Origin of the sequence: Psychrobacter sp. UBA2769 (assembly GCF_002352555.1) — a bacterium.
Lineage (GTDB): Bacteria > Pseudomonadota > Gammaproteobacteria > Pseudomonadales > Moraxellaceae > Psychrobacter > Psychrobacter maritimus.
Genome location: NZ_DEIR01000006.1, coordinates 120,516 through 137,461, shown reverse-complemented (window position 1 = coordinate 137,461; position 16,946 = coordinate 120,516). Strand labels below are relative to the sequence as shown.

Sequence of the window (16,946 nt, the reverse complement as noted above, 5' to 3'; positions counted from 1 at the left end):
ACGCTAATTATTTGAGCAGAACATATTGAGCAGAGCGTACTGAGCAGAATATAGCTAAGCCGACATGCTTGGCTAGGTGATGTATAATAGTTTTAAGAGTAATACTTAAAGATATTGTTGATGATATGATTAATACTTATTTTAATAATTATGTAAAAACTAAAGCTACTGCAAAAATTGCTTGGTCATTTATCGAAAAAATCAGATGTTATTACAATAAGTAAAATGACAAAAAAAATGCATGAAATTTTTCAGATTTTGCGAATTAAGTCATACAAAAAACCGCAAGCTGTCTTAGCCATTGTACTAAGATAAAGCGTGCTTGATAATTTTTGTTTTGCATGAGCCATTTTTAGTTATCATTATGATAAATACCACAATCATAACATGGTTATAGATAATTATAAGAATAGCCTTACATTATGCTCATGTTGTATCAGAAGCTTACTCTTTTAATATTAATTCTATTTACCCTACATTCAGTTTTTATCTTTGGGAAACGCTATTTTATGTCGACCTCCAGCCTGATTCTATTCAACAAGCCTTACGGAGTACAAAGTCAATTTCGTGATGATAGCAATAATGATCACAGTACCCTATCGGAGTATTTCACCGATAAATCTCTTCGCGTCGCCGGTCGACTGGATGCCACCTCAGAAGGCTTGTTGATTTTGACCAGTGACGGACGGGTTAATAAAGCCATTACCCAGCCGCCTGCTGCCAAGAATTTTGCGCAAAATAAGCAAAAACAAGGTAAGACTTATTTGGTACAAGTAGAAGGTCTGGTAAGTGCTGACCAACTAAAGCAATTGGCTGCTGGAGTCCAGTTAAAAGATGGCAAAACCTTACCGGCAACGGCGCTACTGGTTGATGAAGCGGATTTACCGATTGCGCTATGGCAACGCGATCCACCTATTCGTGAGCGCAAAAGTGTGCCGACTTCATGGCTTATGCTGACCATCTATGAAGGTAAAAATCGCCAAGTTAGGCGTATGACCGCGCATGTAGGCTTACCTTGCTTGCGTCTTATTCGTTGGTCAGTGGCTGGATTCGAGCTTGGGTCGCTTGGCGTTGGCGAATTTGTGCGTATTCATTTAAGTCGTGAGCGTTGTCAGCAATTAGGCGTTATAGATTAGACGTTATTAATTAGATGTTTAACCTTATAGCTTGTTAATGCCTACTCACTTCAAGTACCTATTAATCAATTTTGCTATTGAGCTTGTTAAAGATATTACGACTTGTTAAACATAGCGTCTCGAATGAGCAAGGTTTATCTGCTAAGCTACAAAACCATATTATCTTTGGGCGATATCTGTATTTAATATGGCGGATATCGCCTGCAGCTTGCTTATTGTTTGTCTGGTTTGTTATTTTTTATTGATAGTAAGGATATATCATGATTGCTTCTCGTCGTTTTACCTTGTTTGCCACTAGTATCTCTGCGGCGTTGCTGCTGAGTGCTTGCCAGCCCGTAACAGAGGATACCGAGGTAATGCCGGCAGAAGAAGCAATAACAACCACGACTGAGCCGTCTGAAGCGGCTGACGATATGGACGCCCATGCTGGCCATGATATGTCTGCGAGTGGCGATGTAGTAGACGAAGCACAAATGACGGATATGCTAAAAGACTATACAAAGTCGATGACCAGTATGCATAATGAGATGATGGTTGGTATGGGTTATAACGATCCCGATACCGCCTTTGCCAAAGGGATGCTCGGTCATCATCGCGGCGCGGTCGATATGGCAAAGATTGAGCTGAAGTATGGGACCGATGAGACCATGCGCAAACTTGCCCAAGACATTATCGACTCACAGCAAATTGAAATCGATATCATGAATAAATGGCTGGCTAGCCACCCTGATGCGCCCAAACCCAAACCCAATACCGAGGCCATGCAAGCGGCTTACGCTAAAGGGATGAATACCATGCATAGTGATATGATGCTTGGTATTGCCGAACCTGAGGCTGATATGGCCTTTGCGCGCGGTATGCTGCCGCATCATATTGGCGCAGTAGATATGGCTAAAGTACAGCTTCAGTACGGTACGGATGAAGAGATGCGTAAGCTAGCCGAAGACATCATCGATGCCCAGCAGCCTGAGATTGCGCTGATGCAAAATTGGATTACGGCTCATAAAGCCAATAAAGCGACGGTTAATGATAATGCTGAAGCCGTTATTGGAGATGAAAAAGAGATTAAAGAGAACGCTAAGTCTTAAGAGTAAATATTTAGGGTAGTAGCATTTCTGCCTAATTTTTGCTGATAACGCTTTAAGCCTTAAAAATATAAAACCCTTGCTAAGCTGCGTCACTTAGCAAGGGTTTTTTAATATCTAAATGTCTAATCGCTTTTAACCTGCCTAGCTACTCTAGCTATTAATTTTTATAGCGCGCTATCGCATTAAGCCAAGCGTTTTCAGTATTTGCATAGTCTGCATATTCACCATCACCTTCGCAATCGGTACTAGCCCTTGCTAGACGTAAGCTGACGCTATGTGGAAATGCTTTTTCATTATCGTCATGCGCGTCTTTATCAGCGAAATCAGATTTAGATAATACTTTCACCGTCATCAGCTCATCACGGCGGAATAAATGGCATTCCACAGCGCGTGTGGCCTTACTAAGCGTTGCTAATTGCTTAGTATCCGCTTTGATACCATCGATTGCGACGACGACATCATGGGCTGAAATGCCAGCCTTAGCAGCGATACTATCACGTGTTACGCGATTAACCTTAAGACCCAGTGGCGTCTCACTACAGCGCATGCCCCATGGCACATGTTTATCCGCCGTCTCTTTGGTATTAGGGTAAATTTTAATACCATTTGCTGTGAGCAGCGCTTCTAGGGGCAGCTCCTCAACGCCATTAACATAACGGCGCTCAAACTCTTCCCAATCCGCTAATGGCATAAACTGCCCGATAACTGCCCCCATATCGGCACTACTGATACCGATACGCTTATTATCCTTTTGCTTTGCTTGACTATAAAAGGCTTTGACGACATCAAACAAACGATAACGACCTGCGCTTTTTGCAAGTAAGGTTAAATCTAAGCATAACGCCACCAATGCGCCTTTATTATAGTAACTGATACCTGCATTGCCAGTGTTTTCATCGTTGCGATAGAGCTTAATCCAAGCGTCAAAGCTCGATTCAGCAACGCTTTGATGCGCGCGCCCAGGGGTTTGGTAATAGCGATTGATTTGTTCGGCGAGTAATTTAAGATAGCTTGCCTTATCGATGACGCCTGAAGCTTGCAACATAAAATCATCGATGTAAGAGGTAAAACCTTCAAACACCCATAGCAATGGCGTAAAGGCTTCGCGGCGTAAATCCACATCCAACATCACATTTGGACGGACAGTTTTTACCCACCACGCATGGAAGTATTCATGGCTGCATAAGCCCAAAAAGCGTTGATAATCGGCACTTGGCACTTTTGGCTCATCAGCATTGGGCAAATCGCGCCGCGGGGTAATCAAACTGGTCGAGTTGATATGCTCCAGACCACCGTAATCCTGACCACTAGCAAAGGTCATAAAGGTGTAATCATTAAATGGCGCATCGCCGAGCCAATCTAGATAAGTTTGACAGATTTGCGTGACGTCTTGCTGCAAGCGTCCCATATTGGCGCTATGCTTACCGGCAAGATAAAAATGATGGCCAATCGTCTGGTGCTTATCATCTTGAATAATAAAATCAAAGCTATCTTGTTCAGCAATCTCAAACGGATAATCGATAAGCTCGTGATAGCTGTCTGCTTGTAGATTATATATTCGCAGCTTATCACCTTGTGATTGTACTGCCTCAAGTCCACAGGCCAAGCGCACATGACTGGCATCTTTGTCGACTAAAAATACCGCTGGCACGATTAAATCAACCTCTACCGCTTTTTGCTCTTGTCCTTCAATCGCTAAAGCAAGCGAGGTAAAATTGCCATATAAACGCTGCTGGTCGACATACGCAGTACGTACCGATAAATCATAACAATACACTTCATAATGGACATGTATGCTCTGCCCTGCTCGCACTTGTGGCAGCTGCCAAGTATTTTTATCTGTTTTCTGCGCGCGATACGTGTTTGTTTTTTGATTATTGTCCGTGAGTTGACCATCTAATGTTTGATTGTTTAGAGTTTGGCTATCTAAAATTTCATAGTGCACCGCGGTGATATTACGGGCAAATTCGCGCATTAAATAGCTACCCGGTATCCATGCTGGCAACCACAAACTTGGCGCGTCAGTATCAGCGGTAAAGGTCAGCGCTACATCGACCAAATGCTCAAAAAAGCGTGCAAAGTCGAATTGGTAAGAGATAGGAGCGGTTTGCTGATTTAAAGTGCTGTTCAAAGTACTAGCAGGTAAAGCTTGAGAAGATGCAGTCATAATTGTTTCTTATCCTTATAATCGTCACTATTATTAGTCATTACTATTATTAGTCATTACTATTTATTCGTTACTATTATTATTGTTATGATCGTCTCTATGGTAGGAGTCATTATGCAAAAACGCAACTGGCAAACCTTACGCTACTTATATTAAAGAGAGAAGAAATCGCTAAAGAGCGTAAAAATCATATTTATTTACATTAATTCGCCGATTAATTGGCATTTTTTATGCTTTTAACCTTGAAACCGATAGGAGGCATCGCAATTAAAGATGCTAACTGCTAAAGTTACCCTAATAAACTGATGATAATTGACTAATGACGTGGCTATTTGGCTGGCTGATTGGCTTTTTTAGGTTTATTCCAACCGTATTTAAATTTTAATATCGACATATTTAGGATAATTTATGACTACTATCGCAAAAGACACTGCCGTCAAGTTCAACTACACTCTAAAAGACGACGAAGGTAACATCCTTGACCAGTCTCCAGAAGGTCAACCGCTTGCTTATTTGCATGGCCATAGCAACATCATCCCAGGTCTTGAGCAACAACTAGAAGGCAAATCTGCTGGCGAAAGAGTCAATGCCGTTGTAGAGCCTGCTGATGGTTACGGTGAATACCAAGAACAAGCGGTACAGCATGTACCACGTGAAAACTTCCAAGGCGTTGAAGATATCCAGCCTGGTATGCAATTTCAGTCAGAAGCTGGCGGTCAAGTTATGCTAGTGACCGTTACTGATGTAAATGACAAAGAAGTGACTGTTGATGCAAACCATCCATTGGCTGGTAAGCGTTTAACGTTTGACGTTGAAATCCAAGAAGTACGTGCAGCAACTGAAGACGAATTAAACCATGGCCATATCCATGGCGCTGGTGGCGTTGAGCACTAATCTCTTTTTGAGTTTAGCGTACCATCGTTAGTATGCTTAATATAGTTAGGCGAATACTTAGTTATGAACGATAGTGTTGTCGTCTAACTAAAAAAGCTCAGTAGAGCAATCTACTGACCTTTTTTGTAAGCTGATTTTAACAAATTTTTGTCATACAAGTTTTCTGAAAAGACTATTCTCACAAGCATTATCGAGATTGCAGACGTAACAAAGCCGCATAACAACAAGCATTATGCGGCTTTTATCACTAACCATCCATGTTAATGTTATTAGATACTTAATCCCGGAGCATCTTATAACATTCAGGCTTCCAGCCTTATCATCCCTAATCAGCAAACCACCTATCCCTGATGCGACCTTTAAGATACCAATCCCTAGTACCTATGAACCTTTTCGTTCAATCGTGCCGTACAGTTATAATCGCAGATTGACCCAAGGTTAGTAAGAGGTCTAAACGTCAATGCGTGTAAGCATATGCTTACACGTATTTTTAGTGACAACAGAGATAGCCTAAAAGATACTATTTGCTATAGCTTTTCTTCTGGGCTAGCGAGTACTTTTGCATCAGCGCTGAGCATGATATAAGCGGCTTCATTAATAAAGGCTTCGTCTTCAGGTAGCTCAGGACGTTCACTTTCTTTCATCTGACTACGCTCTTCAAATTTTGCATCCATCGCTGCTTGATAAGTATTCCAATTGGCATAAGGACGCTCACCTGTTGCAATAAGACGCTTATTTTCAGCTTCCAATGAACGCTTCTCTATCAGCTGCATCTTGGCACGGCGGCTATTGATATCAAGCGGAATTGGTTTTTTCTCATCTTCCATATTACGAATATCGTTTAGCGTTGATAGATAAACAAACTGCGGGTTTTTCTGCTGACGGATTTTTGATTGCTGGTTTAGCGTCGCTAACGTATTGGCAGAAAATTTACCTTCAGGCTTATAAGGCGCGGTTTTAATGGTATCCCACGGCAAGGCTTTTTTCTGTGCGCGCTCGCCAAAGGTTGCATCATCATAGATATTAACCAATTCAACATCAGGTACCACGCCTTTATTCTGCGTACTACCGCCGGTGATACGATAGAATTTACGCTGCGTTAAAGTTGCTGAGCCCAATGCTAAGCTATCAAGCTGAATCTGCGCCGAGCCTTTACCCGTCGTTGTACTGCCGACGACTAAGCCACGACCATAATCCTGAATCGCTGCAGCAAAGATCTCACTGGCAGATGCCGATGCTAAGTTAGTAATAACGACCATCTTGCCATCATATAACTGCTCGCCGCCATCGTCATCACGATAGACTTGGATATTGCCGCGATTGTCGCGAATTTGCACTAGCGGACCGCTCTTGATAAAGAAGCCAAGCATCTTGGCAACTTCATCGAGCGAGCCGCCTGGATTGTTACGTAAATCAACCACTAGACCGTCGATATTTTTTTTATTCAACTCTTTAAGAGCTTTTTCAGTATCAACACTGACGCTACGGTACTCTTCGCCGTTACGACGGGCGCGATAGTTGAGATAAAAACTTGGTATCTCAAGGACGCCGATACGTTTGGGCGTTTTATCGATATTAGGGCGCTGAACTTCAACGACGCGCTGGGTGACGCCAGATTCTTCTTGTTGAATAATATCGCGAACTACGGTTACGTTACGGGCGCTAGCGTCTGGGGTATTTGGTTGACGTACTTTAATAGTCACCGAAGTGCCGCGCTTACCACGAATCAAGCCGACAATTTCACGCGTTGACCAGCCGACCACATCGGTCATGGTTTCGCCGTCTTTAGCGATACCGATAATCAAATCATTAGGTTTAATCTGACCAGACTTTGCCGCTGGACCACCGTCAACCAAGGTCACAATGCGAGTATAGTCTGGGTTTTTACGGTCAGGGCGAATAGAAACCCCTATACCTTCTAATTGTAAACTGGACTGAATTTGCAGCTCATTGGCTTGAATCGGCGCATAATAATTACTGTGCGGATCATAAGTCAGCATCGCCGTGTTCAAGATGGTTTCCATGATTTCGTCGTTTTTTAGACGGGTAAACTGCTCTTGCTGGCGTGATAAACGATTGAGCAAAATCTCACTTGGCGTGCGCTCATCATTACGCACCAAATCTTGTCCGCGCGTGATATCAGGATTGTCTAAAAAGACTTTTTCTTTCGCCTTCTCATCTTCTTGACCCAAAGTAATACTCATCAGCTGAAACTTTAACTGACGCGTCCAATAATCACGCTGCTCTTTTTTGGTTTTAAAATGACTGAGCTTTTCGCGGTCAAGTACAATGCTATCTTTACTGGTTAAATCAAGATTTGTGTTTAGCAGCTTCTTTGCCATCGCGAAGTATTCATTAGAGCGTTTACGATAGCGCTCAAAAACTTCTACGCCAGCAGATAAGTCGCCGCGTTTTAAGCGGGCACCAAATTCATCGGCATATTTTTTCTTAAATTCATCGACATCAGATTGCAAAAACAAGGTATGGTTTGGATCAAGGCTATCGATATACATGGATAGAATCTCGCTACCCGTTGCGCTATCGAGCGGCTGATTGAGATAATGGCTACGATCCAGCAATGCCGCTACCTGACGGGTGGTGACCTGTTGCTCAGGGGTGGCCTTAAAGCCTTCAGTATTGCTATCAGCCACTGCGGTGCCATAGCTTTGGGTGAGAATAAGACCAGCGATACCCACTGACGCTGCACTGAGTAACCACTGTGCTGGTTGTTTTTTCATCATATATACCTAATTATTTTAAGTGAAAAGTATGCAAAATATGCTTAGTTGTTATTCATATTAAAAGTTATCTAATAAACGGCTATCCACAAATCTGACTGTTTTTAACTGTATTATATTTACCATTAAACCATGCGATACGCTAGCATTAAAAGCGTGCAAACACATGATAGTTATTTTAGTTTTATCGTTAAAAAATCAATCAATACTAGCATGGCTATAAATACGCTGCTGTCTCAAACTGTATAAATAATCTTACCCGCCATGACGCTGTGTCTTATGAGCCAACGAACGAACTTTCTATCACACCTATTTATTGCTCTAACTAAATAAATACCAGATAGCTCATCAACATAGCTGTTTTAAATCAATTAAGCCGCGACATTATGCTCATCTTATAATAACTGTCATAATATAACCAACATGGCACTAAACAGCGATAGCGAATAATGACGATAAATAATGCAGCTCATGGCTTAGCGCTTTTTTGAGCTTAAATGTTTTTTTGACCATAAACGATAATATAACAAGGTATAGCCTAATAAGGATCACGCAATGTACGGCGTCTTAATGATTGATATCGATAGTACCGCACTGACTGCTGAAGATGTCAGTTTAATCAAACAAGCACAAGTGGGCGGGGTAATATTATTTGCCCGTAATGTGGCAGACGCGGCGCAAGTGCGCGCCTTATGTGACGATATACGCTATCACAATGCCGATATATTGATTGGCGTTGACCAAGAAGGTGGGCGCGTTGCTAGATTACGTCACGGTTTTACGCCATTGCCCGCGATGGGCAGACTTGGTGAGTTATTTAATGAAAACCCTAGCCGCGCCCTTAGCCTTGCTTACGACTGCGGTTATTTGATGGCGGCCGAAGTATTGGCAGTCGGCATTGATTTAAGTTTTGCGCCGGTGCTCGATAGAGACGGTATCAGCCAAGTCATCGGCGACCGTAGCTTTCATCATGAGCCGCAAGCGATTATTGCACTGGCCAGCCAGTTTATGCGCGGCATGAAAGACGCCGGTATGGCGACCACCGGTAAGCACTTTCCCGGTCATGGTGCCATCGCCCCTGATTCACATGTGGCAGAAGCAATAGATACGCGTAGCTTAGATGAGATTATGAATAGTGATATGCAGCCTTTTGCGCAGACGTTGCCTTGGCTTGATGCCTTAATGCCAGCGCATGTGATTTTTTCCCAAGTCGATAATAAACCCGCAGGATTTTCAAAAATTTGGCTCAAAGACATCATTCGTGATCAGCTTAATTTTGATGGGGTGTTATTTTCTGATGATTTATCGATGGCAGGCGCACAAGCAGCAGGCGATGTTAGCGCCCGTGTCAAAGCGGCGATTGAAGCAGGCTGCGATATTGCCTTGGTCTGTAATGACCGCGTTGCTGCTCACGAAGCTGCGGCAGCAGCACAAGAGCTGCCCTATCCTGACCAAAAACGCATCAAGACCATGTGTGGACAGATACCTGTTTGGCAAGGTGACCTTGAGTCAACATGCCAGCAGTTTGATTATTGGCAACAAGCAAAAGATAACGTTTTACAGACTTTCTTTCCGGTTCAAACAGAAGCGCAAGCGGTTTTAAAAGACCCTACTGCTTATAAATAATGCAGCTAACAAAACAAAGCTGATTTAACAACATAAAAAACCGCACCTTATCAAGATGCGGTTTTTTTGCTATTCAAATTCCACTTAAAGCTTACTGGTTGTCCATAAGCGCGTCTAAAATGATACTAATTACTGGTACTTGCTTGTGGGTCTAATGCCGTACCACGACTGGCATCATCAGCATCAGGCATTAGATCATCATTATCACTGTCTAATGGATTTAAGTCTGGGTCAAGGGCACTGTTACTAATCGCCATGCCATCGTTTGCATTTGCTGTCTCATCATAGACCACAAACTCAATACGGCGGTTACGGAAACGACCTTGCTCAGTGGCGTTTTCAGCAATAGGATCGGTCTCACCCATACCTTTAGTCATCAGCTTAGTTGGATCAACGCCTTGCGCGACCAAATAATCTTTCATAGATTCGGCACGCTCTTCTGACAGCTTCATATTGTAAGCAGCATCAGCAGTTTTATCAGTATGACCAATAATCATCAGCTTCATATCTGGCACTTGTTCCATCAGTTTTACAGCGCGATCTAATAGCGCTTTATTGGCATCAGGAATAACGGCTTTATCTACTTCAAAGTTCACCACTTGTAGGCTGAGCGCACGAGCCACATCCTGAGGGTCAGGATTTTGGCCAAGGTTATCCATCGCTGCTTGAGAAGCTGTTAGGCTATTATCAATCTCAGCTTGGGCATCTAATGGCGCTTCTGGCTTGACGGTCATCGCTGGCGCAGCCGCTTGTAAATCTGCAACCAATTTATCTAATGCCGCAGCGTCAGGCGCATTAACGGTAATCGTATCGCCTTTGATTAACATACTCGCATTCGGTACGTTTTTGACGATAGGTAATATAGATGCAAGCTGAGCGGCAGCAGGCATATCAATTGAGAAGTTATCATCGACATCCGCACGGCAATTATTGGCTTCATCGCCAAATGTGGCGGTCAGAGCGTCCATAACATTGCCCTGTAGCGTCTCATTACCAACGTTCATACGGCAAGCGTATAGCTCACTGTTTTCACCAGTCGCAATACGCAATGACGCAGGTTCGATATCCGCAGCAACCACTGATTGCCCATCATCGTTAACGGCTTGCTGCTCGGTAGCAACAGGCTTGCCGACTGGCTCAGGATTGTCTTGGCAACCTCTTAGTAGCGCCCACGCTAACGCACCCAAGATAATTAGTCCAATAATCGGTAGCAGCGCTTTCATAAAGCTGCCTTTTTCTTCCTCTTCGCGGCGGATAGGGTCAGTGCTGACCGTATCAGAAACGCGAGCACCAGCGGGTGCAGCCGCAATCATACCAGCAGGCAGAACAGTACTTGCCCATACTGGGATATGATGCTGATAACTGGCAAGATTGTCATTTAAAAACTGCGGTACAGGCGTCGTTCCTGCCAAGCTTTTGATTTCGTGATAGGCCAGTGGCGCGGCCATCGCAATTAAACCGCGCGCAGCAGTAGCGTCAACATTATGTTTAACAGCAAGCTCACGAGCGATTTGGTCACGGTGCGCGCCATCTGTCCATACCCGATCATAAAATCCTTGATCATCACGGGCGATATTTTCATTAGCAAAACGATTATAGGTATCGTTATCGGCTAGGCGCGCGGCAAAAATAGCATAAAACTGCTCAAGTAAATTTTTCTTAGCAGGAGTGCGGTCATCTCCTAGCACTGCTGGACTAACCGTCCGCGTTAAGTGACTGATAATATCCATAATGTCATTCCTCAATGAATTGTTATTTTAAATGGCTTGTTTTATATAGCATGCATTCTCAAAAAGTAGAGCGTTGATATTGATATTTTATGGCGGCTATTTAATATAAGCTCATGCGATTAATACTAAGTTAATAGTATTAGATAGCAGCCATAACTAGATTCAACTTTTGTTATTATAAAAGTATTAAGTATGTGTTCACAATCGACAGGCTGTTGTGCAATTGCTACGATAAGTAATGTTTCGGTTGTTACTCGTAACTGCAATGCTTAGAAAGTATAAATTACTAACATATGAACAGCTAATCGCTTAATTTTCAATGTGGTTGGTAAGTTAAATAGAAATTTGCATTAACTGTTTCAGGTATAGTCAGTTCAAAATAAAAACGATGCGTTAATAGTTATGGGCGACTGGTATAAATTTTCCTTGCTTGCTGCTATCACAGAGGCTACGAAAAATTCATCCCAGTCGCACTGTATCTGTTTTTCCAGATCTGTTTTTAAAGTTAATTCACTATAATATTTTTTTATTCTTATGCTCTTTATTTAGCGGCAAATAAAAAAGGAGTGCCGTCAATCATTGATACTACACTCCTTTTAGCTTTTTATTTTCTACGCGTTTGTTATAAATATTCTATCTATTTCTAACTTGGGCAGGCTCAGCCACGATAACACTGTTTGCCATATCATCGACTTCCGATACTGAAAAAGGTCCCGGTGGTTGCTTTGATGCTGGGCGGTCGTTATTCATAGCAGCGTTATTGCTAGGTTGGTCATACATCGGCGGATTATTAAAGTCATTATTACGGCTAGGCGCTGGCATCACGCTATCCCCCGTATCGTCGTCCGCGGCTTGGTAATCATTATTACCGTTAACATTATCATTAATATTGTTATTCGCATCGTACTGATTATTGGCACCATTCATGGCCGCCATATCAGCTGCTCCCATACTGCCATCATTATTAGGTAATGGTAGCGGCGCGGTGCTATCAACCATCATCGCCGGTACCAAAGTACGGATATCGGTGGCCAATTTTTGCAGCTGCATACTATCTGGTGCCTCCAAAGTCATGCGGTCATTTTGCAGCTGTAAACGAGCAAATGGAGTCGCTCTTAATAAGGTCAAAATATTGGGTAGCGCCTCGATAGGCATATTGGCAATATTATTGGCCACGCCTTCTTGCACCGTAAATTGACACTTAGCCGCCTGCTCACCAAAGCTACTATTAAGCGCTTGTTGCAGCGTACTTTGGAGCGCGGCGTCACCGACAGAGGCGCTACAAGTATATAGATTGCCGCCATTATCGACGCCAACGATGAGCGCAACGGGCGTTGATACTTGCGCTGGCGGCTCAGCCACAGGCGGTATGACTGTGGGCGCTGTCACCACTGGTTCTACAGGCGGTGCGTTATTAGGCCTAATTAACAATGCCCATACCAGCCCAATCGCTGCCACTGCCGCCAATAATAAAAACACCCGAATCAATAAATCATTGCGTTGGTTGCGGGTACGTACTTTTTCTCGTTTTAGGCTGCTGTTTTCTTCTAGATGATGGGCCGCTGGATTGGCATGGATAGCACCCGTATCGATAGCCGCTGTACTTAGACTGTTATCAAAACTTTCATTAGCAAGTTCTGCTGCCGTATTTGGTTCTGTTATCAAGTTCGCAGAAGGATTTATCCTACTTGCTTCAGTGGCATCATGCTTATTTAATAAAACAGGCGTAGCAGCTATCTCAGCTAGCGTGCTTTGAGCATTAAACAATTCATCCTCAGCATGTTGCGCCGCGGTAATCACTGGTGCCGCCCATATCGGCAGATAATGGCGAAATGTGGGTTGCTGGCTTTGCAAAAATGCCGGCAAGAACTGCCCATTTGCCATTATTTTGAGCTCACGATAAACCAGCGGTGCAGCATTCATAATAAGCTGTGTGGTGGTGAGCTCATCAATATGATGGGTAGCCGCAAGCTCTTGAATAATAACTTGGCGCGCGTTCGGTGCTTGCCATAACTGCTCAAATAACGGCGTCTCTATCATATTATCATTAGCAATCGGCTGATCATCACGCAGTAACTGCGAGTAAACTTGTGGTAACGCCAAACGCGCCGCTAAAATGGCATAAAACTGCTCTAATAAGCTGACTTGGGACACATTACCATTATCAGCCTGATTAGTATGGTCGTCATTACTATAGCCACCCAACACCGCTGAGGTCACCGTTTGTTCTAATTGGTCGATAATATTCATAAGTTATTGCCTCTGTCGGCGTTGATTTAGGGGATATAACGGAGATGTATTTTTTAATTTAACTTTATATTCTAAAAATTGTAGGAAGCTGAACGCGTAACAAGCAATATTGGTATATAAATTGCCTATCATTTATAACTTTCATTACTTTTTAAATGACTATAAATTAAATAACAATGAGTTTGACAACGCTTAATGCCATAAACCTAAACGACTGCCAGACCTTTATTATTAATTTTCAGGTCTATTATTAACTATTATGTTTGGTCTTTATGCTGTCGTGAATCGTTACGGTCAGTATACGAAGCATTACTCATTCCGCCTGCTACGCTGTTATATTATTTAATATAAACGATTATTAAAGCATAATTTTGTCGTGTATTGGTTTTTTGCCTGAGCATCGCTGTTATTATTGCTAATATCATGCCTGAATGCTTTATCATTACTCATATTTAGTTGTTTATAGTAGCTATTTACCGTTTTAGCGTTATTATCATTAATAGTAGTTGTTATTGAGCCAAGACACTTGGGCTTTAAGCGTTACGATTTATATCATTGCCATCTATCAGGCTCGGCCTAAGGATTCCCCTTTGTTTAACCATACGACGCTTATTATTATTATCACCGTTATTGTCAGTTTATTGGCATGGCAAAACAAAGCCGTGTTTAATCGATTTATTTTCTATCCGCCAGCGGTGAAAAATGGTCAATGGGATCGCTTTGTGACGCATGGTTTTATTCATGCTGATGGGATGCATTTGCTGTTTAATATGTTTACCCTATACTTTTTTGGTCGTGCTATCGAACGCTTATATCAGTCGTTTTTATTCGGTTATGGTTTCGTGGTTTTTTATGTATTGGCTATCGTTGTCGCGATGGTTCCAAGCTATATTAAACATAAAGATAGTGCCAGCTACCTAAGCCTCGGGGCGTCAGGCGGTGTATCGGGGGTCTTATTTGCTTTTATTCTGCTGGCACCATGGGAAAAGATTTATCTATTTGCTGTTGTCCCTATCCCAGCGATATTATTTGCGGTCGCTTACGTCGCTTATAGTATTTATGCGGACAAACGCGGTGGCTCTAATATCAATCATATGGCACATATGTGGGGCGGCGCGTTTGGGGTAATTGCGACAATTATTTTAGAACCTCAGGTACTACCGCACTTTTTAAATGCGCTCTTATCTCCTGGGTTTTAGAGGTGCTATCAAAACCCAGTCATAAAGCTCAGTATTCAATTTTAGTAAAAAAACTGAAATCGAAGCTTAGTTCATTAACGCAGTTTAAATAGCCAAGTAATGCTTCATTTATATCGCTATTTAGATCGCTTGGTATTGCTTAGTATCTTGCGCAAACTTATATTTAATAAAACATTTAAGAATTTGATAATTATTATGATTATAGATGTTATTGGTGATATTCACGGTTATGCTGACAAGTTGGTCGGACTCCTAAAGCAGTTAGGCTATGTTCATAATGGCACCTATTTTGTACCGCCAGCTGGTCATCGGGCGCTATTTATTGGTGATTTCATTGACCGTGGGCCACAGCAAGTAGCCTCGCTAGAGATAGTCTTTGCTATGCTAGATGCAGGCGTTGCCGACGCAGTGATGGGCAATCATGAATACAATGCGCTCACCTTTGCCATGCTTGACCCAAAGCAACCTGAGCGCTATTTACGCTCGCATAGTGATGTTCATGTGCGCCAGCATGAAACCTTTTTAGCCGAAGTACCGTTTGGCTCAGAAGCGCATCAATATTGGTTGCAGCGCTTTTATGAGATTCCATTGTGGCTTGAAACTGACTATGCTTGCTTTGTACACGCTTGCTGGGATGTCGATAGCATGGCGGTATTAAAGCCGCTATTGACTGCCGATAATTGCTTGACGCCTGACGCCGTTGTCGCCACGGCGCAAAAGCATAGCCCTGCTTATGAAGCGCTTGAGCGCGTGCTAAAAGGCGTAGAAACGGCGTTACCTGATGGTTTAGTCATGGTCGACAAAGATGGGGCAGCGCGCTCGCAAGTACGCGTGCGTTGGTGGCTTGATGAGCTTAATAAACGCACTATTCATGAAATTGCCCGTGCGCCAAGCTCAGGACTGGCACAAATTCCAAGCGATGCCTTAGCGGAAAATATCGAATTTGCCCTTAAAACTCATAAACCGGTATTCGTCGGTCATTATTGGCTAACAGGCGCGCCGCAACCCCTTAGCCCGCAGGTTGCTTGTACCGATTATTCGGCAGCGATTGATAGCGGTTATTTAACCTGTTATCAGCTTGATACCGAGCAGCCATTACCGCTTAAAGCCCATAACTTCGTACAATATCGCCATGATGAAGACCCAAAGGTAAAGGCATAAAAAAGATAAATGCATAAAATCAGCGTTATTTAGCCAGCTTTGCCATTAAACAGCAAACTTGGCTTTACGAAGGCAGCAAAACTTTTGTATGATGGTCCTTTTGAGGATATCAAAGCATGAGCACCCCATCGGCTACCGTTACCCCTGTTGAGCAAAGCAGCCCAATTACCTCTCCTGCTGGTCAGCCAAAAGTAGGTATTATCATGGGCTCGCAGTCTGATTGGGCAACCATGAGTGCAGCGGCGCAACTACTTGCCGACTTTGATATCGCCTTTGAATGTGAAGTGGTGTCAGCGCATCGTACCCCTGATAGATTGTTTGATTATGCCAAAATCGCCAAAGGCAACGGCTTGCAGGTGATTATCGCTGGGGCTGGTGGTGCCGCGCATCTGCCCGGTATGTGTGCCAGTCAAACGCCGCTACCTGTCTTTGGTGTCCCTGTTAAATCATCAATGCTCAGTGGTTGGGATAGCCTGCTTTCTATCGTACAAATGCCAAAAGGCGTAGCTGTTGGAACCTTAGCGATTGGTGCAGCTGGCGCCTATAACGCTGCCCTTCTTTCTATTCAGGTGTTAGCATTGCATGATGAAACAATTGCGACGAAGCTTGATAGTATGCGCCAAGCGCAAACCGATACCATTCTTGCCAGCCCAACACCCGGTATTATCAATCAGTAAAGTAAGTAAACTCAGCCAGATGGCGTTAAGTTTTGACAAAAAGTACCATTAGCAGAAATGCAATATTAACCAAGAAATATTAAGCGCAATCATCTGGTTTTTAACTCTCAATATCAAACCTGAATACCAAATTAACGAGCAATGTTCTAAACTTGATATTTTTACTCAGATGCGTTTTACTAAATACAAGGTGCATAAAGTGCACCTTTTCCTATTTTAATCGCATAAGTTTTATCCCGTAAGTTTTAGATATTAGTATTCAAAATCCCTTATTCATTTT

The 16,946-nt window shown here is 42.9% G+C and carries 11 protein-coding genes; 7 read left to right on the top strand and 4 right to left on the bottom strand.

What is annotated here, in order from left to right:
* Nucleotides 1–509: 509 nt before the first annotated feature.
* Entirely contained in the window at nt 510–1,136 is a 627-nt protein-coding gene (locus tag B3Q63_RS02015) for a pseudouridine synthase (protein WP_296173145.1), read from the top strand.
* Nucleotides 1,137–1,396: 260 nt separating this feature from the next.
* Nucleotides 1,397–2,224, top strand: coding sequence for a CopM family metallochaperone (copM, locus tag B3Q63_RS02010; RefSeq protein WP_296173143.1), 828 nt, complete (start codon nt 1,397–1,399; stop codon nt 2,222–2,224).
* A 157-nt stretch (nt 2,225–2,381) separates the two neighbouring features.
* On the opposite strand, the gene B3Q63_RS02005 is transcribed toward copM, so the two are convergent.
* A complete protein-coding gene (locus B3Q63_RS02005; protein WP_296173142.1) occupies nt 2,382–4,391 on the bottom strand; it encodes a M61 family metallopeptidase in 2,010 nt (669 codons plus the stop codon).
* 408 nt (nt 4,392–4,799) lie between these two features.
* Here B3Q63_RS02005 and B3Q63_RS02000 point away from each other — a divergent pair, with 408 nt between their 5' ends.
* On the top strand, nt 4,800–5,285 hold the full coding sequence (locus B3Q63_RS02000) for an FKBP-type peptidyl-prolyl cis-trans isomerase (protein WP_149490575.1): 486 nt from the start codon (nt 4,800–4,802) through the stop codon (nt 5,283–5,285).
* A 527-nt stretch (nt 5,286–5,812) separates the two neighbouring features.
* Here B3Q63_RS02000 and B3Q63_RS01995 read toward each other — a convergent pair.
* Nucleotides 5,813–8,023: a carboxy terminal-processing peptidase gene (locus B3Q63_RS01995; protein ID WP_201562450.1), complete on the bottom strand. Its 2,211-nt coding sequence runs from the start codon at nt 8,021–8,023 to the stop codon at nt 5,813–5,815.
* Nucleotides 8,024–8,578: 555 nt separating this feature from the next.
* Here B3Q63_RS01995 and nagZ point away from each other — a divergent pair.
* The gene (nagZ, locus tag B3Q63_RS01990) at nt 8,579–9,649 is read left to right on the top strand and encodes a beta-N-acetylhexosaminidase (protein WP_296173135.1); all 1,071 of its coding nucleotides are present in this window, start codon (nt 8,579–8,581) and stop codon (nt 9,647–9,649) included.
* A gap of 125 nt (nt 9,650–9,774) precedes the next feature.
* On the opposite strand, the gene B3Q63_RS01985 is transcribed toward nagZ, so the two are convergent.
* Both B3Q63_RS01985 and B3Q63_RS01980 read right to left on the bottom strand, forming a co-directional pair.
* Nucleotides 9,775–11,379, bottom strand: coding sequence for an OmpA family protein (locus B3Q63_RS01985; protein ID WP_296173133.1), 1,605 nt, complete (start codon nt 11,377–11,379; stop codon nt 9,775–9,777).
* A 633-nt stretch (nt 11,380–12,012) separates the two neighbouring features.
* Nucleotides 12,013–13,629 (bottom strand): hypothetical protein, encoded by a 1,617-nt coding sequence (locus tag B3Q63_RS01980; RefSeq protein WP_296173131.1) that lies wholly within the window; start codon nt 13,627–13,629, stop codon nt 12,013–12,015.
* 590 nt (nt 13,630–14,219) lie between these two features.
* Here B3Q63_RS01980 and B3Q63_RS01975 point away from each other — a divergent pair.
* The 3 genes from B3Q63_RS01975 (at nt 14,220) to purE (ending at nt 16,666) form a co-directional block, all read left to right on the top strand.
* Entirely contained in the window at nt 14,220–14,828 is a 609-nt protein-coding gene (locus B3Q63_RS01975) for a rhomboid family intramembrane serine protease (protein WP_296173129.1), read from the top strand.
* A gap of 195 nt (nt 14,829–15,023) precedes the next feature.
* Nucleotides 15,024–15,989: a metallophosphoesterase gene (locus B3Q63_RS01970; RefSeq protein WP_296173127.1), complete on the top strand. Its 966-nt coding sequence runs from the start codon at nt 15,024–15,026 to the stop codon at nt 15,987–15,989.
* A gap of 116 nt (nt 15,990–16,105) precedes the next feature.
* Nucleotides 16,106–16,666 (top strand): 5-(carboxyamino)imidazole ribonucleotide mutase, encoded by a 561-nt coding sequence (gene purE / locus B3Q63_RS01965; RefSeq protein ID WP_296173125.1) that lies wholly within the window; start codon nt 16,106–16,108, stop codon nt 16,664–16,666.
* Nucleotides 16,667–16,946: the final 280 nt, after the last annotated feature.